Annotated in this window: 20 protein-coding genes; 5 read left to right on the forward strand and 15 right to left on the reverse strand. The window is 62.9% G+C overall.

Going from position 1 to position 21,545, the window contains the following annotated elements; all coding sequences use genetic code 11:
- Positions 1-169: 169 nt before the first annotated feature.
- The 6 genes from HF027_RS02635 to HF027_RS02660 form a co-directional block, all read right to left on the reverse strand.
- The gene (locus HF027_RS02635; protein WP_168012589.1) at positions 170-2,212 is read right to left on the reverse strand and encodes a CocE/NonD family hydrolase; all 2,043 of its coding nucleotides are present in this window, start codon (positions 2,210-2,212) and stop codon (positions 170-172) included.
- 126 nt (positions 2,213-2,338) lie between these two features.
- Positions 2,339-3,643 carry an ATP-grasp domain-containing protein gene (locus HF027_RS02640; protein WP_168012591.1) on the reverse strand — a complete coding sequence of 435 codons (1,305 nt, stop codon included), beginning with the start codon at positions 3,641-3,643 and terminating at the stop codon, positions 2,339-2,341.
- A gap of 269 nt (positions 3,644-3,912) precedes the next feature.
- The gene (locus HF027_RS02645) at positions 3,913-5,322 is read right to left on the reverse strand and encodes a toxic anion resistance protein (protein WP_168012593.1); all 1,410 of its coding nucleotides are present in this window, start codon (positions 5,320-5,322) and stop codon (positions 3,913-3,915) included.
- A gap of 227 nt (positions 5,323-5,549) precedes the next feature.
- Positions 5,550-6,482, reverse strand: coding sequence for a cobyrinic acid a,c-diamide synthase (locus HF027_RS02650; protein WP_168012595.1), 933 nt, complete (start codon positions 6,480-6,482; stop codon positions 5,550-5,552).
- Positions 6,483-6,602: 120 nt separating this feature from the next.
- Positions 6,603-7,574 (reverse strand): aldo/keto reductase, encoded by a 972-nt coding sequence (locus HF027_RS02655; RefSeq protein ID WP_168012597.1) that lies wholly within the window; start codon positions 7,572-7,574, stop codon positions 6,603-6,605.
- Positions 7,575-7,728: 154 nt separating this feature from the next.
- Positions 7,729-9,165 carry an aminotransferase-like domain-containing protein gene (locus HF027_RS02660; protein ID WP_168012599.1) on the reverse strand — a complete coding sequence of 479 codons (1,437 nt, stop codon included), beginning with the start codon at positions 9,163-9,165 and terminating at the stop codon, positions 7,729-7,731.
- Positions 9,166-9,341: 176 nt separating this feature from the next.
- On the opposite strand from HF027_RS02660, the gene HF027_RS02665 reads away from it, so the two are divergent.
- Positions 9,342-9,584, forward strand: a complete 243-nt coding sequence (locus HF027_RS02665) for a DUF1127 domain-containing protein (protein WP_168012601.1) — start codon at positions 9,342-9,344, stop codon at positions 9,582-9,584.
- Between the two features lie 36 nt (positions 9,585-9,620).
- On the opposite strand, the gene HF027_RS02670 is transcribed toward HF027_RS02665, so the two are convergent.
- Positions 9,621-9,824: a hypothetical protein gene (locus tag HF027_RS02670; RefSeq protein ID WP_168012603.1), complete on the reverse strand. Its 204-nt coding sequence runs from the start codon at positions 9,822-9,824 to the stop codon at positions 9,621-9,623.
- Positions 9,825-9,920: 96 nt separating this feature from the next.
- On the opposite strand from HF027_RS02670, the gene HF027_RS02675 reads away from it, so the two are divergent.
- The 3 genes from HF027_RS02675 to HF027_RS02685 all read left to right on the forward strand — a co-directional run bounded on the left by HF027_RS02675 (position 9,921) and on the right by HF027_RS02685 (position 12,270).
- Positions 9,921-10,508: a YqaA family protein gene (locus tag HF027_RS02675; protein ID WP_168012605.1), complete on the forward strand. Its 588-nt coding sequence runs from the start codon at positions 9,921-9,923 to the stop codon at positions 10,506-10,508.
- Positions 10,509-10,604: 96 nt separating this feature from the next.
- Positions 10,605-11,615: an LLM class flavin-dependent oxidoreductase gene (locus HF027_RS02680; protein ID WP_168012607.1), complete on the forward strand. Its 1,011-nt coding sequence runs from the start codon at positions 10,605-10,607 to the stop codon at positions 11,613-11,615.
- Between the two features lie 283 nt (positions 11,616-11,898).
- Positions 11,899-12,270: a hypothetical protein gene (locus HF027_RS02685; RefSeq protein WP_168012609.1), complete on the forward strand. Its 372-nt coding sequence runs from the start codon at positions 11,899-11,901 to the stop codon at positions 12,268-12,270.
- 43 nt (positions 12,271-12,313) lie between these two features.
- On the opposite strand, the gene HF027_RS02690 is transcribed toward HF027_RS02685, so the two are convergent.
- The 8 genes from HF027_RS02690 to HF027_RS02725 form a co-directional block, all read right to left on the reverse strand.
- Entirely contained in the window at positions 12,314-13,417 is a 1,104-nt protein-coding gene (locus HF027_RS02690) for a potassium channel family protein (protein WP_168012611.1), read from the reverse strand.
- A gap of 406 nt (positions 13,418-13,823) precedes the next feature.
- A complete protein-coding gene (locus HF027_RS02695; protein WP_168012613.1) occupies positions 13,824-13,976 on the reverse strand; it encodes a hypothetical protein in 153 nt (50 codons plus the stop codon).
- Between the two features lie 113 nt (positions 13,977-14,089).
- A complete protein-coding gene (gene aroQ, locus HF027_RS02700) occupies positions 14,090-14,527 on the reverse strand; it encodes a type II 3-dehydroquinate dehydratase (RefSeq protein WP_168012615.1) in 438 nt (145 codons plus the stop codon).
- The gene (gene glnE, locus HF027_RS02705) at positions 14,524-17,532 is read right to left on the reverse strand and encodes a bifunctional [glutamate--ammonia ligase]-adenylyl-L-tyrosine phosphorylase/[glutamate--ammonia-ligase] adenylyltransferase (protein ID WP_168012617.1); all 3,009 of its coding nucleotides are present in this window, start codon (positions 17,530-17,532) and stop codon (positions 14,524-14,526) included. The genes aroQ and glnE overlap by 4 nt, the downstream gene beginning before the upstream one ends.
- A 105-nt stretch (positions 17,533-17,637) precedes the next feature.
- A complete protein-coding gene (locus tag HF027_RS02710; protein WP_168012619.1) occupies positions 17,638-18,009 on the reverse strand; it encodes a diacylglycerol kinase in 372 nt (123 codons plus the stop codon).
- 155 nt (positions 18,010-18,164) lie between these two features.
- The gene (gene dacB / locus HF027_RS02715) at positions 18,165-19,613 is read right to left on the reverse strand and encodes a D-alanyl-D-alanine carboxypeptidase/D-alanyl-D-alanine endopeptidase (protein ID WP_168012621.1); all 1,449 of its coding nucleotides are present in this window, start codon (positions 19,611-19,613) and stop codon (positions 18,165-18,167) included.
- 105 nt (positions 19,614-19,718) lie between these two features.
- The gene (locus tag HF027_RS02720; protein WP_168012623.1) at positions 19,719-20,048 is read right to left on the reverse strand and encodes a DMT family transporter; all 330 of its coding nucleotides are present in this window, start codon (positions 20,046-20,048) and stop codon (positions 19,719-19,721) included.
- The gene (locus HF027_RS02725; protein WP_168012625.1) at positions 20,045-20,464 is read right to left on the reverse strand and encodes a PACE efflux transporter; all 420 of its coding nucleotides are present in this window, start codon (positions 20,462-20,464) and stop codon (positions 20,045-20,047) included. Before HF027_RS02725 ends, HF027_RS02720 begins: the two co-directional genes overlap by 4 nt.
- A 181-nt stretch (positions 20,465-20,645) precedes the next feature.
- On the opposite strand from HF027_RS02725, the gene HF027_RS02730 reads away from it, so the two are divergent.
- Positions 20,646-21,539, forward strand: a complete 894-nt coding sequence (locus HF027_RS02730) for a LysR family transcriptional regulator (RefSeq protein ID WP_168012627.1) — start codon at positions 20,646-20,648, stop codon at positions 21,537-21,539.
- Positions 21,540-21,545 lie beyond the last annotated feature (6 nt).

The following is a 21,545-nucleotide window of genomic DNA, read 5'->3' on the forward strand; positions in this document are numbered from 1 at the left end:
ATAAAGATACAATATGGCATCGCCATGCTGCGTCCGCCACGCGAAAGTGCACGTTGATGACACAAATCACCCCTTCAAGCATTACCCCTTTGATGCGACTCACAGCAATGCCTCGAGACTCCTGTTAAGGGCATGACACGTCGATCCCCACACAATGCCATCACCAGCATTAGACCAAGTCTCGCGGTATCGTCTTATCCCAACTCTTGGCGAAGACCCGGGTATCGCCTTCGTAAGCATCCAGCGTCGCCCGCAGGCGGAAGTTGTCGGCATCACTGGTGAGCAGGGTGCGTGTCAGGGTGCGCACCTGCCAGTCTCCCCGTCGAAAGCTGCGCTCCCATTCGGTCCAGCCGCTTACGCTGTCATAGCTTCCATAAGCGTAACGATAACGTTCGATGACCGTTGCCGAGATCTCCATATCGATATCATCCAGGCGGTAGGTGCCTTCATCGTTGATCACTTCAAGCGTCGTGGTGTCATCGGCAAGATCGCGAATCACCCGCCAGTGCTCCTGAGTCGGCTGGATCAGCGTCTTGGCAACCGGTGGCGCCGCTTCCGGCTCGGCGAAGGCGGGCAGCGCCGCTTCTTCTTCAGGACGCGGGGCCCGCATGGGCAGGATCAGCCGACTCGCCATGGGATAGACGGTTATTCGCGCCGGCTGGGGCGCCGGCCAGGCAAGTGGCCAGTAGCTGGTCGACAGGGATACACGAATGGCATGGCCGACCGGAAACTGCTGGGCGATATGCTTGAGCATCACCCGCACCCGGTAGCGGCGCCCGGGCTCCAGTGGCTCGGGATTTTCGTTGCTGTCACGATGGGTGAGGTTAAGCAGCCCGTAGGAAACGCGAGTGGCCTTGTCATCGGCGGCCACGTCGATCAGTCGCAACGCAAGCATCGCCACCGGCTGGTCGGCGGAGACCTCCAGTTCGACCACCGGCTGACCGCATATCTCAAGCGGGCTCTCGAGACGCGAGGTCTGAAAGATCAGTGAACCGCCGTCCTCGTCGCGCTGATCATGAGGCAGGTCGGGCGGCGCATTGTAGGAGCACCACTTGCCGGCATAGAGCCCCACCGAGAGCGGCGAACGTATCGTCAGCGGTGTCTCGTCGGGGTCATGTTTCTGCGCGTGCAGTTCCTGCTCGGGCAGCAAGTCATGACCGGCGGTGAGCCGGAAGGAGCTCTCGACGATGTTGAGCGATGGCCAGCACGGCTCGGCGATCCAACGACCGGGCCGCTGCTCGTAACGCGCCGAGGGTGGCGTGGACTCCTGCATCCAGACCCGCAGCATGGGCTCGTCCATGATCCCGGTTTCCTTTCCCTTGAGCCATTTATCCCACCATCTCAGGCTATCCTGGAGAAACCCGATGGCAGGTCCCGGTACGCCCAGGTGGGGGTATTTATGGGCCCAGGGGCCGACCAGCCCCTTGCGGGGTACCGAGAGCCCAGCCAGCAGCCGGAAGACTGCATTGCAGTAGCCGTCGGCCCAGCCGCTGATGGCATAGACCGGACACTGGATGGCAGCGAAGTCTTCGCAGACCGAGGCATGGCGCCAGTAGTCATCGCGGCGCTGATGCTCGAGCCAGGTGGCGAGCCACAATCCACTGCCGTCGAGGCGTTGATGCCACATCTCGCGCCAGCGTTCGCCGACCAGAGCGGGGTCCGGCGGACAAGTATTGCCGTCGAACATGGTCGAAGCCCAGGACAGGTTGTCGCCGAGCAGGCAGCCGCCCATGTGGTGAACATCGTCGGCGAAGCGATCATCGGTGGAGCACAGGGTGATCACTGCCTTGAGCTGTGGAGGACGCAGGGCGGCAATCTGCAGACCGTTGAAGCCGCCCCAGGAGATGCCCACCATGCCGACATCGCCCGTGCACCAGGGCTGACGCTCAAGCCAGGCGAGGATCTCGAGGCCATCGTCCAGTTCCTGCTGCAGGTATTCATCGGTCAGCACGCCATCGGACTCGCCGGAGCCGCGGATATCGACGCGGACCCCCGCATAGCCATGTCCCGCCCAGTAGTAGTACGTCTGTATATCGCGCTCCGCGGTGAGGTCGCGCTTGCGATAGGGCAGGTACTCGAATATCGCCGGGACCGGGTCAGTGTCTGAATCCACCGGCCGCCAGATGCGGGCGGCAAGGCAGGTACCATCGGCAAGACGAATCCAGGTTTCCTCTTCAAAGACCTCTCGCGAATACTGGGTCACGATACGCATGAACGCCCCTCCCTTTGCTCTCGCTGTGATCTTGCCGCGACGTTATTCGCGATGTCTTAGCGGATTCGCCCTCAATGGGCGTCACCGAGAAACGTATGACGATAAAGGCTCACGGGTTGTGACGACTCAACCGACGATGTCCTCGAAGACAAAGTTCAGGCGTGAGGCCAGGCTCTCGTAATGTGCCAGCAGCTCGTCAGCGTCCTGGGCTCCCATCCAGATACAGGCCAGCGCAAAGCTGCAGGTGTCCTGCTCTGGCAGACTCGACAACACCTGCCCTGGCGCGACCTGTAGGGCGATCAGGGTTCCGGGGAACTCAGCCTTGAGTGCGGCAAGCTCCTCATCGCTTGGCACCTGGACCACCCGGGCATCGACGAAGAACACCCGGTAGAAGAACATGGCCGCGACCGGGAACTCGCCCTGGCGGTATGGCATCGCCGGGCGCCTCCCCAGCCCCAGATCGAGACTCACCTGCTGATTACTGATGCCATCGACCTTCTCGAAGACATCGCAGTGGGACTGGGAAATGCGCGTGTTGATTTCCAACAGCCACACTCGGTTCTGCACCTCGTCCCAGAAATATTCAATATTGAAGGCGGCATTGTCATAGCCGATGTGGGTCATCACCCGCTCAGTCAAATCCTTCATCTGCGCCTGAACAGCCGCGGGTAGCTGCGAGGGGTAGCGGTAATGGAAGAAGCTCAGCACCTGGGGATAGCGCAGCGAATCGACGATGCCATAGCTTTCCACCTCACCATCGAAGACATAGCCTTCTACCGTGCACTGCCAGCCGCCGATGATCTCCTCGGCCATGCAGAAGTGGCCCTCCACCGCAGCGATCTCAGGTGGCAGCAGGGCGTAGTCGAGCACCGTGTTGAAAGGCGTCGCGATCAGGCCGATATCTTCGCGCAGCCTCACGATGGCGTGGGCGAAGTCCTCGGGGCTATCGATGCGAAAACCAAGCCGCGATCCCGACGACTTGATGGGCTTGAGAAAGAAGGGAAAGTAGAGCCCTGCCGCGCGGATGGTGTCCAGCGCATGATCATCAAAGGGATCAATCGCCGTGAAGGCAGGAATGGCGTCGGGAATGACCTGGCGCTGCACCAGCCGGCTCCAGAACTTGTGCTCGCACTTGAGCAGGCTCTCGAGACTGGTGGTGCGCGTACCAAATTGCCGACACAGGATCGGCAGCATCGTCGACACGGGAAAATCCATGTAGCCGATAATGGCGTCGATGGGACCGTCGAAGGCCGTAAGTTCGGCGCTGGCCCGGGCCAGCATGTCGGCGATATCAAAGACTTCGGTGTCGTAGAGGGCCTCGGGTGGGATGATGCCGTGGAACTCGCAGTTCTCGGCGCCCGGTAATTGCTCGAGCCTGGCGCGATTGAAGTCGTTGAGCCCCACCACGAAGATCTGTTTGGAGGTGTGCATGACGTGCGTCTCGCTTGGGTGAAAAGCCCAGGACAACCTGGGCGCCGCGCCGCAGTGGCACCGACCATGACCCAACCTGTCCGTCACTCAGCAGCATAGCTCACCCGACGACAGTCAGCGGTTTTCCCTCCAGGCACCCTGCTTGCACCCCTCCACATTTCTACCTTCGCCAGGGACTAATGCCTACTCGATCGTGCGAAAAGAGCCTCGGCGAGCCCAGCCGCCGCTCTCGACAATGGCCATAACGCCCACTCTCACTGACATGCGCACTAACGGCGGCGCTCATCGTCTCCTGCCGATCTGTGCGCATGGGGCACATCATGTGTCTTGGTGCCGTCTGAATCGACGTCGGCGAACAGGTCGGGCTCGCTGCGCTCCAGACGCTCAATGGCGGCCTCGCCGTCCCGAGCGAGCCCATCGAGCCGTTCGATCTGCGCCGAAAGCTCGGGCAGCGCCTCATGACGATAGCGCGAGAGGTCATCGAGTGCCGCCATCACATCGCCAAAGGCCTGCTCCAGGGAATGCATGTCCAGGGTGGCCGAAGCGGCCCGCTTCTGGACATCGACGCCCTGCTGGCGAAGCGCACGCGCGGTGCCGGCAATGGTCTCGGAGGTCGTGGCATTGAGTGATTCAATGCGGTCAAGCACCAGCCGCTGATTGGCGAGCGCCATGGCCACCGTGGCCGCCACGCTGAGCGCCGAGACGGTGACATTGATCGCCCGGTCGACGCCGCGCATCAGCTCGCGGTTGTTGCGGATGATCACCTCCAGCGCCAGCACGCCCTGCTGGCTGACCGCCAGCTGCTGCTGCAGATCGAGGATGCGCTGGCGCAATGGGAACAGCAGTTCTTCTTCGATGAAGCGTCGCTGATCATCATCGCTGGCCTCCGGCAGGGCATCCTGAAGCCGCCGATCAATCAGCCGTCCAAGCGTCACCTGGCGCGCCAACTGATGATGAATCTGTCGCAGGCTGGCCTGATCATCGCCAAGGGTCAGGTTGTCGCGCTGCAAGCGGTCGCGCCCCGACTCGAGATCACCAATGATCGAATCGATGGCCTGCTGGGCGGTCTCGAACTTTTGAAAATAGCGCTGCAGGCGATTGCCTACCCCAGGCAACACCCCGAGCAGGCGATCAAAGCGTCCGGGGCTCAGCTTATGATGGCTGGGATCGAGACGCCCCATGCGATCCCTGAGGTCGGTCAGTGCCCGAGCGACCGGACCGCCGTCATCGCCTTTCTCCGCGAGTTCACGCAGGGGTGCATTGAGCATGCTGCTGTAGTGAGCGGCCTGACGCTGCAGCGACAGGCCCATCTCGTCAACGGCCCGGCGCTGACGGGTCGCTGCTCCCTTGTCGACGAGAATTTCTTCCACGAAATCCGCTGCCAGAGAAGCCAGTTCCGGGTCGGCATCTTCATCGGGGTCTGCGCCAGGATCATCACTCAGCGCGCCGCCGCGTTCGTCACCGCGCTCTTTATTACGCTCTTTATTACGCTCTTCATCGCGTCCGTCACCACCTGCCTTATCACGAGCATCGCCACGCGCTTGTTCCGACGCTCGGCCGGCCTCTATATTCACGTCACTCTGGGATCTGCCGGTGCGGGGTTGACGAAGCTCTGCCTCGATCACCTCGACCGGGGGCAGGGACAGACGCGAGGAATCCCCCCTGTTTTCATCGCTCATCGTTATTCTCCTCGGGTCATGGTGACGTCCCCGGGCCATACCTGAAACGCCTCAGCATTCACCGACTGTTCAGACGAAGCCTAGCCCAGTTCATGGCAGAGACCCACTGCGCAAATCGCGTCCATTTGACCAGACAATGATCATCGGCCTTGGATGCTAAGCATCCGGTATGATTCACCAAGCTTGTTGCACAAGGATGTGTGGATCAAGGCATTGGCTACTTGGCCTCAATGGTTACGGTCATAGCGTTCAGCACCCTCGACGAAGCGTTTGAGTTCGGCACAGGCCTGGTCGGCAGCAAGGTTTGCCTGGGGTTTATCGGTGCGCAAACGGGCCACTGCCACGGCTGCATCATCGAGCGCGGTCAGCGCTGCCTCATTGCGTGCCGCCAACTGGCGCAGCTGGTGTTCGGTATCCTCGACCAAGGCCAAGCGTCGCTTGAGGGCAATGCGCTCTTCGATAGTCAACTGATCGGCGTCGCGCGTCAGCCGTCGTTTGACGTAGGCCGCATCGACACCGGCGATGCCGCTGGCTTGATGGGCCATCGCGGTTAGATTATCGATGGCGCCCAGGCATACCTGAGTGACCAGACCACGGGCACGCTCATAGGCAAGCTCGCCCACGTCAAAGCGACTGCCCAACACGCCAGTCACGTGGCAATAACGGCTATAGAGACGATCGGCCTGGGGCGCATGATCTTGACGATCGACCTCGAGCAGCGCCTGCTTGGCCCGACATAGCGACAGCACCAGCTCATCGGCATCGGCGGGCGGGTGCTCAGGATCGAGTGTCTGAACGCCGGCCTCCTGGCGCTCGCTCGCCTGGCGGCGGGCCGTCTCGGCATTACGCTTTTGTGCATCCAGATTTTTGCGGCGACGGGCCCACCAGCCACGCCAGCGCCGCTCTAGCGGCACCTCGACGGCAATCGCTACGAGACCCGCCAGCCAGCCGCCAAGGCTCGGTGAGAAACCGCCCCATAACGAGGTCAGCCAGAGAAGTACCGCAAGACTCGGTGTCGCGAAAGCGTAGCGCACCACCACCGCCCAGCGTCGCGGTGGCATGACAGGATCGCCAAGCCCGGGACGGATCACCCCCACCACCAGCCACACCGTGCTGGTGAGAAAGAGTCCATAGGAAAATCCCTGCAAGAAACCCAGCATTGGCCACACGACCCCGCGTTACAGAAAAGACGATATGGGTATATGAGAGACGAGTGTAGAGGAAGGTGCCAACGAGCATAAGCCCCGTGGGGCAGGCGCGACTCGCCCCTGCCCATTGCCTCAGGGCAGCTCGCCACCGCGGGCAGATACGTAGAGCCGATACCAGTCTTCCCTGGAAAGCGTGATTGTCATTGCCTCGCCACTGGCCGCAATTCGCGCCGGATCGGTGCTGCCAATCACCGGCTGGATGTTGGCCGGGTGGCGACGCAACCAGGCCAGCACGATGGCCTCGCGGCTGACCCTATAGTGCTCGGCAAGCTCGCTTACCAGCGCTGCCGTTGCCTGCACCGAGGCCGGCTGATCATCAAGCGCGCGCCCCGTGAAACGCCCCTGACTCAGACATCCCCAGGCCTGCAGCTGCATGCCATGGCGACGACAGTATTCCAGGGTGCCGGGAGTGAAATTACTGGTCGCGCCCTCGGGCTGGTTGGCCAGCACGCCCTCCTCCAGGAAATCGAGCCGATGCAGGCCGAGTTCGAGCTGGTTGGCAACGAGCGGTGCCTCAAGCGACGCCTGCAGAAACTCGAGCTGGTGGCGCTGCATGTTCGATACACCGAAGTGGCGTACCTTGCCCTCGGCTTTCAGCGCCGTGAACACCTCGGCGATCTCCTCGGGTACCATCAGCGGATCGGGACGATGCAGCTGCAGCACATCCAGCGTCTCGACCCCGAGGCGATCAAGACTGCCCTCCACCGAGGCGCGAATCCACTCCGCGGAGAAGTCGAAGCGCTTGGGGGCCTTGGCGTCCTCGAAGCGGATGCCGCACTTGCTCTGCAGAAAGACCGCATCGCGCAGCGACGGGCGCTCCTTGAGCGCCCGGCCGAAGGCGCTCTCGGCCTTGCCCAGGGCGTAGATGTCGGCATGATCGAAGAAGTTGATCCCCGCCTCCAACGCGGCATCTATTGCGCAGTGCGCCTGCTTGACGTGACGAGCCTCGACGGGACGTGAATCCCAGTCGCCGCCCAGCCCCATGCAACCATAGGCCAGTGCGCTGACACCGGGAAGAAAGCGGTCCAGAGGGAGTTGTGACATGGCCACCTCTTGATTGAAAAGAGCCTGCATTATCGATATCACGGCCGGCAAGGTACATCGGCTCGAGTGAAAGATTTTCCCCTGACGGCCAGGGTCCCCCGCCCGGGCATGCCGACACAGACAGAGGCCGGGCACCCGCCAGAAGCCCTCTCACTCAACCGGCCAGGGCGTCCTGCTCGTCCTTTAACCGTGCCACCTCCTCGCCGACGCGGCGCAGGGCTGCCTCGATGGTCGGGGTCATGGCCCCGGCATAGTTGAGGCGCAGGCACTCGCGGTACTTGCCTGAGGCCGAGAACAGCGCCCCGGGGGCGATGCGAAGCCTGGCCGGCGTGAGGCGCTCGTTGAGGCGCAGGGAATCGATGCCCACCGGCAACTCCAGCCACAGCACAAAGCCCCCCTGGGGATAGCTGATCCCGGTATCGACCGGAAAGTAGCGCCTCACCCAATCGATCATCTGATCCCGCTGGCGGCGATACTGCGCGACCACCGCGCGCACATGCCGCTCGTGGTGGCCCTTGGCAATGAAGTCGGCAATGGCCAGTTGCGGCAGGGTTGCCGAAGCGCCGGTGGAGACATACTTCATGTGCTGGACGCGGTCGCGGTAGCGTCCCGGGGCGATCCAGCCCACCCGCAGCCCCGGCATCAGGGTCTTCGAGAAGCCACTGCACAACAGCACCCGGCCGTCGTCGTCGAAGGCCTTGAGGGTACGGGGGCGCGGTGTCTCGAAGGCCAGCTCGCCGTAGATGTCGTCCTCGATGATCGCCACGTCGAAGCGCTGCGCCAGCGCCAGCAGGGCGCGCTTGCGCGGCTCCGGCATGGTATGACCGAGCGGGTTATTGCAGGTCGGGGTGATCTGGATGGCGCGGATCGGCCACTGCTCCAGGGCCAGTTCCAGGGCCTCGAGACTGATACCGGTGCGAGGGTCGGTGGGAATCTCCAGCGCCTTGAGGCCATTGGCCTGCAGGATTTGCATGGTGCCGTAGAAACTCGGCGAGTCCACCGCTACCACGTCTCCCGGCGCGGTCAGGGTGCGAATGGCGATCGACAGCGCCTCCTGACAACCGGTGGTGACCAGCACATCGTCGGGATGCAGCAGGCTGCCCGCTGCCGCCATCAGCCGCACGATCTGCTGACGCAGGGCGGGGCTGCCGGCCAAGGCATCGTAGTTCAGGTCCTGACCATTGGCGTGCCGATAGCGCTCGGCTAACAGGCGATGCAGCGGCTTCAAGGTCTTGGAGGCGAGATCGGGAATGCCGCTCCCCAGCAGCAGTATCTGATCCTCCAGCGAGTGGCGTTCGACCAGCTCCAGGACCTGTTCCCAGCGTGAGACATCCAGCGGCCGCTGAGCCGGGCGGGTCACCGCCGGCAGACTAGCGGACGCTTGCGAGGAGCGTACGAAGAACCCCGACTTGGGCCTTGCCTCGACGAGCCCGGCATCCTCGAGCCGGGCATAGGCCGTTTGCGCCGTGGAGATGCTGACCGCGAATTCGCGACACAGCGCCCGGATCGATGGCAAGCGATCGCCCCCGCGATAGATGCCGCCATCGATGCGTCGATGCAGCTCGTCGGCCAGTTGCGCATAGCGCGTCATGACACTTGTCTCCACATCACTGGAAAAGCCATACAGATGGCAACACCCTAGGCCATACAGAGGGGGTGATCGCCCTTCTGTCTGGTTAATTTTTAACTTCTCTATATCTGTATGGCAATTCGTGCCGGCCATAAGCTGATGATGGTTCCATCAAACGACTAGGTTGGAGGCTTGCCATGCGACTCGCTCACCGCTCCAGACTCCTGGCACTGTTCCCGCGGTCATCGCTGACTCGGCTCGCCGAGCGCTATGAGCGGCTACGCCATCGGCTTCACTACCTCAGGCAACGCCAGGCCTCGCGTCGTGAGTTGCTCGCGCTGGACGATCACCAGCTCAGGGATATTGGCAAGTCCCGCCGTCAGGCCGAACAGGAAGGTCGCAAGCGCTTCTGGCAGGATCTAAGGAGGCTGACGGAGTGACAGAATGGCGGCAGAGGCCACCGACGGAAGGTCCATTCAGGGTGAGATCAGGGCGCTCAACAATGCCAAGCCGGCCATGATCAGGGCGGTCAGCACGCTGATATCCACCAGCCGATTGAGGCGTGACTCGGTCAACCAGCCATTGAGACGCGTCAGCCAATGGCGCGGCAATACGGGAGGTGTCTCGCGGCGGGTGGCACCGCGACGAGCAGTATGGTGGCGCTGCTTTTGGGTGGGCATCGACGCACCCCCGCGGCTGGCGATATCGTTTCTTCATCATAGGCCGCGCGTTGTCGCTGGTATACTGGTTACCCGATATCGAGTCCACGAGATGCCATGCTGCGCTCCCTGACCTCCGCCCGCCGCTGGCTTGTGCGCCTGAGCGCCTCCCGCCACGCCCTGTGGCTTTTGGGCCTGGCATCAGTGCTGGAAACGCTGCTGGTGCCGATTCCCATCGAGCTGATCCTGATTCCCTGGATGCTCGCCGAACCTGAGCGCCGCTGGCGTCTCGCCGGCGTGGCGCTGGCCGGCAACCTGCTCGCCGCCCTGATCGGTTACTCGCTGGGCAGCCTGGCCATGGCCCAATGGGGCGATATCCTGATTCCCACCTTCGGCGGTGAGGCGGCCTTCCAGGCCTTTCAGGCGCGTTTCATGGACAACGGCTTCCAGGCCATTCTGGCCGTCGGCGTAATCCCCATCCCCTTCCAGACCGCCATGCTGGTGGCCGGCGCCAGCGACTACCCGGTCGCCCTCTTCATGCTGGCCGCCCTGCTGGGTCGCGGGTTGCGCTACTTTGGTCTGGCGCTGCTGGTGGCCCTGATCGGCGATACCACGCTGCGCCTGTGGCAGCGCCACGCCCGTCCGCTGGGGGCCGGCCTGACGGCCGTGGCGGGCATTTGGTTGGCCTGGGAGTTCTTCGGCTAGCGCATGGCCCCCTTGTTATTACCCGGCAATGCCCTCACCCTATAATCATGAGGATGCTAACAATCCTCCCTTCTTCGGATTCCAGCCGGGAGCCCCATGTCACGACTCGCCCACTCACGTCTCTCGAACACGGCCCTTTCAGTGCTCGACCTGGCGCCGATTCGCCAAGGCGGCAGCGCCAGTGACACCTTCAAGGACACCGTCGCCCTGGCCCAGCAGGCCGAGCGTCTCGGTTTCAGCCGCTACTGGCTGGCCGAGCATCACAACATCGATGGCATCGCCAGCGCCGCCACCTCGGTGCTAATCGGCCATGTGGCCGGCCAGACCTCGACAATTCGCGTCGGCAGCGGTGGCATCATGCTGCCCAACCATCCGCCGCTGGTGGTCGCCGAGCAGTTCGGCACCCTGGCTACCCTCTATCCGGATCGCATCGATCTGGGCCTTGGCCGCGCACCGGGCTCTGACGGCGCTACCATGGCCGCCATGCGCCGCAACCCCCAGGCCGGGGTCAACGACTTCCCGGAACGGCTCGAGGAACTGCGCGGCTATCTCGATGAGGCCAGGCCCGGCCAACGGGTCAAGGCGATTCCCGGCCAGGGCAGCCATGTGCCCACCTGGCTGCTCGGCTCAAGCGACTACAGTGCCCGCCTGGCCGCCCGGCTCGGCCTGCCGTTCGCCTTCGCCGCCCAGTTCGCACCCGCCCAGCTGCTCGAAGCACTCAGGGTCTATCGCGATAACTTCCAGCCCTCGGCGGTACTGGATGCTCCCTATGCGATGGTCGGCCTGCCGGTGATTGCCGCTGAGAGTGATCTTCACGCCCAGTATCTGGCGACCACCGCCCAGCAGAAGTTTCTCAACCTGATTCGCGGTCGGCCGACCCGCTCACTGCCGCCGGTCGAGGCGCTGGACTGGAACGCCCGCGAGCGGGCACAGGTCGAGCAGTTTCTGGGGGCAGCCGTCATCGGTGGACCCGAGACGGTCAGACAAGGGCTCGAGGACGTGCTCGAGCATACCGGCGCCGATGAGCTGATGCTGCATACCGATGTCTTCGCTCAACAAGACCGGCTGAAAAGCTATGAGATCGTCGCCGGCCTCTGGCACAACTGATAGCTACTACTAATAGCCCACTGACTAGTGAACTGGGCGTGGCTATCGCCACCCTGTGGCGCCTGCCTGAGCGGGCGGCACAGCGCAGCGGTCAGCCGGCAATGCACAGGGTGTCACCTTCGCGGCCGCCTCAATGGCCACAGCCTTCGCTGGCGTGACGCCAGCCCCGGGGCGTGCCACGATTGACGGAAACCACCCGCCTCGTCATGGCGGTAAAAATCACGGAACCTGCCCCTTCGAGTGACATCAAAGGGTGACACTTCCTTCCCCTCGGGAGCAGTTCATGAACGAGCAAGATCGCCAACGCAATGCCGCCTGGCAGGCGGCCCATCAATGGAAGGAACGGGCTCGACAGGCGCGGCCGCATCAGGGCATGAGCGGACCACGGCTGGTACTGACCTGGCTGATGTTTGGCGTGCTGATGATCATCGGCACCATCCTTGGTCTCTTCTTCCTGCTGATCGGCTGGGCCATGCTGCCCTTCCTGCGTCACCGGATGAAAAAACGCATGGAGCAGATGCGCGCCCAGCAGGCCGAGGATATTGGTGGTGGCATGCATTCAGGCGAGACTCACTACCGGGAATCTCGCTATCGCTCCGACGGTCGTCTAGAGGAGCACGAGGTGCTCGAAGGTGAATTCAAAGAGAAGAAATGATGGCTAGCCTAGCGTGAACCACTGAAGGGAAGGCGCCTGCACCCTACCCCATGCCCAGGCACGCCTTGATGTCTTCGGTGCTCGGCACGAACTCTTCGCGCACCATCAGGATCAGCGCGCTGGCGGTGAAGCGGTGATCATGCGCGGGATGACAGACGATGTCGCCGTCATCGCCCACGTAAGCCATCAGGGTACCCATGCCGGCGGCCATCAGGCGGCAGGTCACGTCAGACCATACCGCATCCTCAAGCGACACCTTGTAGCGCATGGCGTGGTCATCATGGTGGGTAAAGAGGTTCTCGAGAATCTTCTCGGCCCCCGGCGCCACCAGCGAGCGCACCAGCATCTCCGGGTAGGCACGGATCGGTCTTAGCGTCGTGCTGGCCCCGGCCAGCGCCAGGCGACGCCGGCTATCCTCATGCACGCACTCGGCGACGGTATAGGGCAATGCTTCGCCGCACAGATCCCGCAACTGAATCAGCACGTCGAGCGTGATGCTGTCGGAGACCCGGCTGTACTCGTCGCTTGCCAGCACGATGATGGCCCGGGCGCTTTCCGGGGTCGTGGCGGCAAGCGCCTGGGGGTCGGAGGGTTCGCCGTGGTGGTGGACCACGCCCTGCTCGCGCAGGCTGTCGGGCAGCCCGTCAGGAAAGGCCTCGGTAAGTATCTGCACCGGGGTGTCGTTAAGCTCATGCGTGGCCCGCAGCTGATGCACCAGCCGGTCGAAATAGACCGCTGGATTATTGGCGGGACTGTTGATGATCAGCACATGGTCATTCATCTGCCACCTCCAGCGGCCCTTGATCATGGATTCTTTCCGCTTGAGACGATAATCGATGTAATCGCTTGCCAGCTGCGCGAGCAGAGTGATGCCGGCGACATATAAAAGCACCACAGTGGCGGCGCGCCCAAGCGGTGTGACCGCCGACACATCGCCATAGCCGACGGTGGTCATGGTGGTCAGTGTCAGCCACAGTGCATCGCCAAAGCCCAGCGCCTCGAAGGCGACCATGGCCAGGGTATGCAACCCGGTGAGAGCCATCAGCCACAGGAAGGCACGCTGCAGCCGGGCACGCATATCGATGTTGAGCTGCTGCGTGAGCTGTCGACATGTCGAGCGCCGGCGCAGCATCTGAATCAGTCGCATCGCGATCCCCCTCGCTTGGCGAGAGCTCCCTGTCGTTAAGCGTGGCCATGCATGATCGTTGAGCGTCACGCCATCGGGCGAGGCGATGTCGAGCCATGCAGTCTTTAATAACAGCCGAACATCAGCTGAATGACAGCGCATGCTACGACAGGCGACCTGGTGATGCGAATGAGTGCATTACCAACGCTATCCAGTAAGCAGCAAAAGCCATGCTGGCAGCAACGCGGTGAGGCTATAAGAAAACAAGCGGAGCGTGCGAGAAGAGCTGGGTAGAGCTGGGAGAGATGAGACGAGCTGGAACGCTTGGAGGGAAGTGACCGTTATCTGACGGACAATACGACCGGGGGAAGAGCCGGGTAAGAAATGCAGGAGTGGTGCCGGGGCGGATGAGCGCCCCTGCCACCGATCACTCAGATGTGGCGTAACGATAGCCTTCGCGAGCAATGAAGCCCTGATAGGAACTCTCGGTCATGCTTGAGAGCACACGGTAGGCCAACCGACCCATACGCTTGGTCAGTGAGGACGAGGCAGTGGCAGATACGGATGTTGAGGTAGTCATGAGGGATAGAACCTGTATGGCGTATTGGAATGGCCTCATGATACCTGGGTCATAGACTTTAGTCTAATCGGCCTTAGCATGGACCACCCCGCCCCACCCTATCTGGACCTTCATCAGCTCCTGATCAGTGCCGCGAGCGCCGCCCGATAGCCCTGGCTACCAAGACCGGCGATCACCCCATCGGCTCGCAGCGAGACATAGGAGTGGTGCCGAAACGCCTCGCGCTTGTGCACATTCGACAAATGCACCTCGATCACCCGGCCCTCGAAGGCGTTGAGCGCGTCGAGAATCGCCACCGACGTATGGGTATAGGCCGCCGGGTTGATGATGATCGCCGTGGTGCCATCGAGCCGCGCGGCCTGGATGGCATCGATCAGCGCCCCCTCGTGATTGCTCTGGTGACAGGCAATTTCCCAGTCGTTCAGCGCGGCCTGCTCATAGAGGCCGTTGTTGATGTCCTCGAGGGTCTCATGACCGTAGATCTCCGGCTGGCGGGTGCCGAGCAGGTTAAGATTGGGGCCATGCAGCACGAGTACCTTGCCGTGACTCACTTGGGTGTCTCCTGATTCGATATAGCGGGGGATGAAGACGGCGCGTCTTCTCCCAGCAGGCGCTGCCAGAGCCGGCTGACAAGCTCGCGCTGGTCACCAACCTCGGCATCGACGGCCTGTTTGGTGAGTGCCGCCCGGTGGAAGGCATGGCGGTAGGCCAGATAGGCCTCGCGCAGCGCACTGGCATCCTCGGCGGGTAGCAGTTCGTGCTCTTCAAGCGTCTCGAGAATGCGCATGTTGTCGCTATAGACCAGCAGCGCAGCGCACTCATGCCCCATGGCCAGCACCGCGTACTGGCAAAGGAACTCGATGTCGACCATGCCGCCGGCATCCTGCTTGAGGTCGAAGGCACCGGCCTGTTGGGCCATCGCCGAGCTCCCCAGATGAGCGCGCATCTTGTGGCGCATCTTGATCACTTCTTCGCGCAACGCCGGCAGGTCGCGGGGCTGGCCGAGCACGTCACGGCGCACCTCATCGAAACGCTGCGCAAGCTCGGCATCGCCGGCCACGGCCCTTGCCCGCACCAGCGCCTGGTGCTCCCAGGTCCAGGCTTCGCGGCGCTGATAGTCGGCGAAGGCATCGAGCGTGGTCACTAGCTGACCGGCATTGCCCGACGGGCGCAAACGCATGTCGACCTCATAGAGGGCGCCAGCAGGCGTCACTGCCGTCAGCAGGTGGATGATGCGCTGGCCGAGCCGTGTGAAAAACACCGGGTTGTCGAGCGGCCGTTCGCCGTCGGTGCTGCCCTGGGAGGCGGCATCATGGATGAATACCAGATCCAGGTCAGAACTGTAGCCAAGCTCGATGCCGCCGAGCTTGCCATAGCCAACGATGATGAAATCGGTCTCACCATGACTGCCATCACGACGCTTGGGGTAGCCATGCTTGCGAGTCAGGTGCTTCCAGGCCATCGACAGCACCTGCTCGAGCACCACCTCGGCGATGAAGGTCAGATAATCGCTGACCTTCATCAGCGCCCGGGTGCCCACGATGTCGGAGGCCGCCACGTGCAGCACCTGGGCATGCTTGAAGACCCGCAGCGCCTCTAGCTGAGCTTCCTCGTCGTCTTCAGGGATTCGCCCCAGAGCCTGGCGCAGCTCGTCGGCCAGGCGTGACTTGTCGGCAGGGGTGTAAAGCGTCGAGGGCGTCAGCAGCTCATCGAGCAGGACGGGGTGTCGGGCGATCTGTTCGGCGATCCAGGGGCTCGCGCCGCACAGGCGCATCAGATGACCGAGTGCATCGGGATTTTCACGCAGCAAGGCCAGATAGGCGGTGCGTCGCAGCACCGATTCGATCAAGGGCAACACCCGCTCGAGCACGGTATCCGGCGTCTGGCTTTCAAGCACCGCTTCGAGCAGCATCGGCATCAGCGCATCCAGGCGCTCAAAGCCAATGCGTTGCATGCTCTGCACCGCCCGGGACTGACGCAGGGCAGCGATACGCTTATGACCGCGGTCCGGCTCCTCGAAGCCGGCGGTTTCCAAAAGCGACCTCGCCTCCTCTTCGGAGAGCTCGCCGCGCCATAGGGCGCGCAGCTCGGCGTAAGCCTTGCTGTCGTCGTCTTCAGCGCTCTCGTCATCATCTTCGGGGTCGGCGATCACCGCATCGAAGTGGCCACGCACCCGGGCGCGCAGCTCAGAAAGCCTGGCCATCAGCGCCGGCCAGTCTTCCATGTTGAGCGCCAGGGCGATCCGCTCGCGCTGGCCATCATCATGGGGCAGCGCCTGGGTCTGACGGTCATCGAGCGCCTGGATGGCATGCTCCAGATCACGCAGAAAGACGTAATCCGGGGTCAGCTCGTCGACTACCGCCTGAGGCAGCAGGCCTAGCGCCGGCAGTCGCTCGAGTGCTGTCTTGAGCGAAGTCACCTGCAGCTCGGTGTCACGGCCACCGCGAATCAGCTGGAAGGCCTGGACGACGAACTCGACCTCTCGTATACCGCCCCGACCGAGCTTGATGTTGTCGTCCATGCCCCGTCGCTTGACCTCGCGATTGATCATCGACTTCATCTCGCGCAGCGATTCAATGGCGCCGAAGTCGAGATACTTGCGATAGACGAAGGGGCTGAGGCTTGCCAGCAGTTCACGGCCGGCATCGATATCGCCGGCGACGGGCCTGGCCTTGAGCATCGCGTAGCGTTCCCACTCGCGACCCTGATCCTGATAGTAGCTTGCCAGCATGGCGAAGCTGCCGACCAGCGGCCCGCCGTCACCCAGCGGGCGCAGGCGCATGTCGACGCGAAACGCGAAGCCGTCGGCGGTCATCGCGTCCAGCGCAGCGATCAGCTTCTGACCAAGCTTGGTAAAGTATTCCTGGTGTTCGAATTCGCGCTTGCCGCCCTGGGTCACCCCCTTCTCCGGGAAGGCGAAGATCAGGTCGATATCGGACGACAGGTTGAGCTCGCCGGCGCCGAGCTTGCCCATCCCCAGCACGACCAGGCGCTGGGGGCTGCCATCGGCGCGCGGTGCCGGCAGGCCCCAACGGGCCTCGAGGTGCGCCTCGAGCCACCCGAGGGCACCTTCCAGACAGACCTCGGCGAGGCGCGAGACGGCACCGGCGGTTTCCCACATGTCGGTGCCAGAGGGGCGGGTCAGGTCTCGCCAGACGATGCCCAGCATGCGCTCGCGACGAAAGCGGCGAATCGCCGACTGCATGGCGGCTTCGTCATTGGCATCGCCAAGGGCCTCATCCAGCCATTGGGCGAGGAGCGTCGACGACGGTGGGTTATCCAGCTCTCCATTGGCATCCAGGCTCGTCAGCCAACCGGGATAATGCACCAGGGTATCGGCCGCGAAAGTGGAGACCGAAAGTACCTTGGCCAGTTGCTCGCGGCGCGGTTCACTCAGCGCCAGCCACGTCTCGCTGAGTGGGTCGCTTTCCTGTTGGCGGGCGCGCGCATCGGCGCGCTCCAGCGCTTCATTCAGGCGTCGAGATGTTTCGCCAAGCGCGGCGTGCAAGCTGTGCGGGATATCGATCAGCGGCAGGAAGCCGTCGGGCAGCGCCATGAGCGTCTCCTTGTCATTTTCTCAAGCATAGCGAAGCCGCCCCCCCGCTGTCTGCGACAGGTTTATTCCTTCGCCCAGCGAGCGGTTACGCGCTCGTTGCAGGTGCTAGCCGAAGAAGCGCTGCCAGATCAACAGCCCCCAGGTCAGCCCAGCGATGATCAACGCCATCATCACCGCCGCCGAGCCAATGTCCTTGGCTCGGCCAGACAACTCATGGCGCTCCAGACCGATGCGGTCGACCACGCTTTCGATGGCCGAATTGACAAGCTCGACAATCAGCACCAGCAAACAGCTACCGATCAGCAGGATCCATTCGACGGGGGTTTGCCCCAGCCACAGCGCCAGCGGCACCAGCACCAGACACAGCCCCAATTCCTGGCGAAAGGCCGTCTCGTTGCGAAAAGCGGCGCGCAGCCCCTTGATGGAATAGCGAGCAGAGTGGTTCAAGTGGCGCCAGCCGGTATGCCCAGGCTTCATGGAGTCTGTCCTGCTGATCGGTGGTCAAAGGCGGCCATCGTCCTTGAAGGATCCAGGCCAAGGATCGCCGAGTCTAGCAGACGCATATGAAGGTTCGTCGTGCATCTTGTGATGACGTGACGGGTGCAAAGGGGCATTACACAGGGCGCCTTGCCTCAGTGGTTGAGAATCATCGTCTCAAGATCATCGGCCAGCGGTTCGAGCACTTGGCGCCAGGCCAGGTAAGGCGTGCTGGCGGTACCATTGACCAGTACCGAGAACACGCCCCAACGCCCGTTCTGGGTGCGGAAATAACCACCGGTCGCCCGCACCAAAAAGGGCTGATTGAGGGTGCCGGTCTTGAGCATCACGTGCTCCTGAAAGGTGTCACTGCCGCGTCGCAGGAAACGCATGGTGCCATTGGCGGGCGACTGCAGGCCGGCAATGAAGCTCGGGAACAGCGCCGAACGCTGGTACATGTGCTCGAGCAGTGCCGTGACGCCTCGCGCCGTGGTGCGATTGCCGGTGGTCAGGCCACTACCGCTTTCAAGCGTCAGGGGGCCGTGGCCGGGAATCGTCCGGGCAAAGGCCTCAAGCGTGTCGCCGGCCTGGGGCAGGGTCGCGCGTGGCGTGCCGACCAGGTCAAGCGCCAGCACATCGGCCATGAAATTGTTGGAGTAGTTGAGGGTACGCTGGAGAAGCTCCTGCAACGGCTTACCCTGGACCGCGGCAAGCTCGGTGCTTGCAGGAGAGGGCTGAGTGCGGACCACCCGGGCGCCACCGGTCACGGCGATGCCCGCCTGCTCGAGCAGCGAGGCCAGGGTGCTTGCGGTCTGCTCGGCAGGATCAGAGCTGGCACGATAGACATAGCGCGGCCCGTCTCCCATGGCGATGGTGCCCTTGAGTACCATGCGATCGCCCTGACCGTCGGTGAAGCGCTCGGCATCGAGTCGGGTACGGCCATCGGCACGCGCCGTCTGTACCTGGTTATCGAGACGCGTCAGCAGCACGCCGCTCGAACAGCTGGCCACCCGCGCAGGCTTGCCCAATGAAGGACCGGGCCGCACCGCCAGACACCAGCTGCCGTAATCGACGCCTGCCACCGACAGGAGCGCACTATAGGCATTGGTGCCACGATGGCGGGCCTCGCAGCGGTCAGTGGTGATGCACTGCACAGGCCCATAGCGCCACTGATTGATCTTGAGCTCACCGTCGATGCGGGTCACCCCCTGCTGGCGAAGCTGCTGCACCAACCGCCAGAGATCCTCAGACACCAGCGCCGGATCACCATCGCCCATAAAGATCAGATCACCGCTTACCACACCGTCGGCGGTCAACTGTCCCGTCGTCACCAGCCGGGTAGTAAAGCGATGCTGTGGCCCCCAGCGATCGAGTGCCGCCGCGGCCATATAGAGCTTGCTGACCGATGCCGGCGACAGCTCGCGGTCGGGAGCAATCTCGCCAAGCACTTCGCCACTGTCCAGCATTCGCGCCTCGGCACCGATCAGAAAGCCCTGCTCCTCAAGGGCAGACAGGCGCTCGAAGCCCGCCGCCGATGCCATCGGCGATATCCAGACACAGCACAACAGCACAGCCAGCAACGAACGCAGCAACAGACGAGACATGGGGAAGTCCGGTAGCAGAAGAGGCGACGACACGCCTCAGGAGGAGACAGAAGTGGGACTCGATCAGCCCAAAAACCACACCCAGGCAAGGGATTAGGCTTAGCCTTAATGAGAAGCCACGCTGGAAAATACCTGAATCACCACCACGCCGCCAACGATCATGCCAAGCCCAAGGATCGCCGGCATATCCGGACGCTCCCCATAGACCACGATACCGATCAGGGTCACCAGTACGATGCCAAGGCCTGCCCAGAAGGCATAGGCAATCCCCACCGGCAAGGTACGCAGCACAAGAGACAGCAGGTAGAAGGCGAGCCCGTAACAGACCACCACCAACACACTCGGCCACAGCCGGGAAAACTCATCGGATGCCTTGAGAGCGCTGGTCGCCACCACTTCGGCGATGATCGCCAACGCCAGGAACACATAGGTCATGAGTTACCTCCCTGCGCCAGTCGACGGCGCATCACACGGTCAAATAATGTATTGAAGATCAGGCCATAGACCAGGAAGAAGAGGACAAAGCCGATATCGAGCCACAGGGCCTCAAGCAGGCCGATATCGAGCCACCAGGCCACCCAGGGCAGACTCAGCACGACAAGGCCCGTCTCGAAACCCAGCGCCTGGGCGAGGCGCTGAACAAAGCTGCGCCGCCGGCTTGGCACCCAATGATCGAAGAGCCGATTCCAGATCAGGTTCCAGCCCATGGCCAGGGTGGCAAGGGCAACCCCCAAGACACCCAACTTGCCCATGCCATGACCGCTGAGCAGGTTGGCAAGCGGCGTGACCATGAGCAGACCGCCGGCCTCGAAAAGGGCGCTGTGCATAAGCCGTTCCTTTATCGAGCGCATGTATTCCTCTCCATGGGCTTTTCCCACCTTCCAGACAACGAAACGGTCCACGGGCAGGCCATTGACCTGATAGTGGCGGCTATTCTAGCCGCTAGAGAGATAGCATCCAGTTAGGTTCCATCTGATATTCTGATAGGTCAGAAAATCGCTCGGCCTTTGACGAGCCTCACAGGAGACATCAATGCGCTGGACCCTGGACCAGCTGGAATGCCTGATCGCCGCCGCCGAGCAGGGCTCGTTTTCCGCCGCAGCGCGACGGCTGGGGCGTGCCCAATCAGCGATCAGCACCGCCATCGGTCACCTGGAAGACGATCTGGGCTGCTCGCTCTTCGACCGCCAGGGCCGGCTGCCGCAGCTGACGCCGGCCGGAGACGCGCTGCTCCACGAGGCACGCGCGGTGCTGCATCAATGCCAGCGGCTGGATGCCCGGGCACGAGCCATCGCCGAGGGCGAGGAGGCACGACTGGTCATGGCCATCGACGAGGCGCTGGTCGAAATGCCGCCGGTCGATGCCACCCTGGAAGCCCTGGCGCATCGCTACCCGGCGCTGCAGCTGACACTGCTCTATGGCGCCCAGGGGGACATTGCGGGCTGGGTCGAGGATCGCACCGCCGATATCGGTATCCTGCTAAGCCAGCAGGCCCGCGGACCGCTATTAGAAGGACAGCGCATCGCCCACCTGGAGCAGCTGGTCGTCGTCTCCCGGGATCATCCGCTGGCCAGCCTGCCCGATGCGAACCTTACCGATCTGGCGAGCCATCGCCAGCTGGTGATCGCCTCACGCACCGGAAGCGCAATGGGAGATGTCACCAGTGCCCGTTTCTGGCGGCTGAACAGTTTCTACTCGATGGCTGAACTGGCCACGCGAGGCCTGGGATGGGCACTGGTGCCGCAGCATATCGCCAACTACCCGCCTTTTCGCGATCACCTGAGCATACTGAGCGGTGACGCCCTCGGCGTAGCGCCGCGCATTGAGGTAGAGATGATCGCCCGCCGCGATAGCGCTCAAGGCCCGGTGGCCCACTGGCTACGCCGATCGCTTGGCAAGGGCTTCCACGGCCGCGGAGAGCGCTGAGGCCAC

Source organism: Halomonas salinarum, assembly GCF_012062845.1.
GTDB lineage: Bacteria > Pseudomonadota > Gammaproteobacteria > Pseudomonadales > Halomonadaceae > Onishia > Onishia salinarum.

Bases quoted from the DNA above. Each gene is read 5' to 3' on its own strand.
- HF027_RS02680 (WP_168012607.1), top strand. From the start codon at position 10,605: ATGTCACGACTCGCCCACTCACGTCTCTCGAACACGGCCCTTTCAGTG.
- HF027_RS02665 (WP_168012601.1), top strand. From the start codon at position 9,342: ATGCGACTCGCTCACCGCTCCAGACTCCTGGCACTGTTCCCGCGGTCA.
- dacB (WP_168012621.1), bottom strand. From the start codon at position 19,613: ATGTCTCGTCTGTTGCTGCGTTCGTTGCTGGCTGTGCTGTTGTGCTGT.
- HF027_RS02635 (WP_168012589.1), bottom strand. From the start codon at position 2,212: ATGCGTATCGTGACCCAGTATTCGCGAGAGGTCTTTGAAGAGGAAACC.
- HF027_RS02730 (WP_168012627.1), top strand. From the start codon at position 20,646: ATGCGCTGGACCCTGGACCAGCTGGAATGCCTGATCGCCGCCGCCGAG.
- HF027_RS02675 (WP_168012605.1), top strand. From the start codon at position 9,921: ATGCTGCGCTCCCTGACCTCCGCCCGCCGCTGGCTTGTGCGCCTGAGC.
- HF027_RS02720 (WP_168012623.1), bottom strand. From the start codon at position 20,048: ATGACCTATGTGTTCCTGGCGTTGGCGATCATCGCCGAAGTGGTGGCG.
- HF027_RS02655 (WP_168012597.1), bottom strand. From the start codon at position 7,574: ATGTCACAACTCCCTCTGGACCGCTTTCTTCCCGGTGTCAGCGCACTG.
- HF027_RS02690 (WP_168012611.1), bottom strand. From the start codon at position 13,417: ATGCGACTGATTCAGATGCTGCGCCGGCGCTCGACATGTCGACAGCTC.
- HF027_RS02710 (WP_168012619.1), bottom strand. From the start codon at position 18,009: ATGAAGCCTGGGCATACCGGCTGGCGCCACTTGAACCACTCTGCTCGC.
- HF027_RS02650 (WP_168012595.1), bottom strand. From the start codon at position 6,482: ATGCTGGGTTTCTTGCAGGGATTTTCCTATGGACTCTTTCTCACCAGC.
- HF027_RS02670 (WP_168012603.1), bottom strand. From the start codon at position 9,824: ATGCCCACCCAAAAGCAGCGCCACCATACTGCTCGTCGCGGTGCCACC.
- HF027_RS02685 (WP_168012609.1), top strand. From the start codon at position 11,899: ATGAACGAGCAAGATCGCCAACGCAATGCCGCCTGGCAGGCGGCCCAT.
- HF027_RS02695 (WP_168012613.1), bottom strand. From the start codon at position 13,976: ATGACTACCTCAACATCCGTATCTGCCACTGCCTCGTCCTCACTGACC.
- HF027_RS02645 (WP_168012593.1), bottom strand. From the start codon at position 5,322: ATGAGCGATGAAAACAGGGGGGATTCCTCGCGTCTGTCCCTGCCCCCG.
- HF027_RS02660 (WP_168012599.1), bottom strand. From the start codon at position 9,165: ATGACGCGCTATGCGCAACTGGCCGACGAGCTGCATCGACGCATCGAT.
- HF027_RS02640 (WP_168012591.1), bottom strand. From the start codon at position 3,643: ATGCACACCTCCAAACAGATCTTCGTGGTGGGGCTCAACGACTTCAAT.
- HF027_RS02725 (WP_168012625.1), bottom strand. From the start codon at position 20,464: ATGCGCTCGATAAAGGAACGGCTTATGCACAGCGCCCTTTTCGAGGCC.
- glnE (WP_168012617.1), bottom strand. From the start codon at position 17,532: ATGGCGCTGCCCGACGGCTTCCTGCCGCTGATCGATATCCCGCACAGC.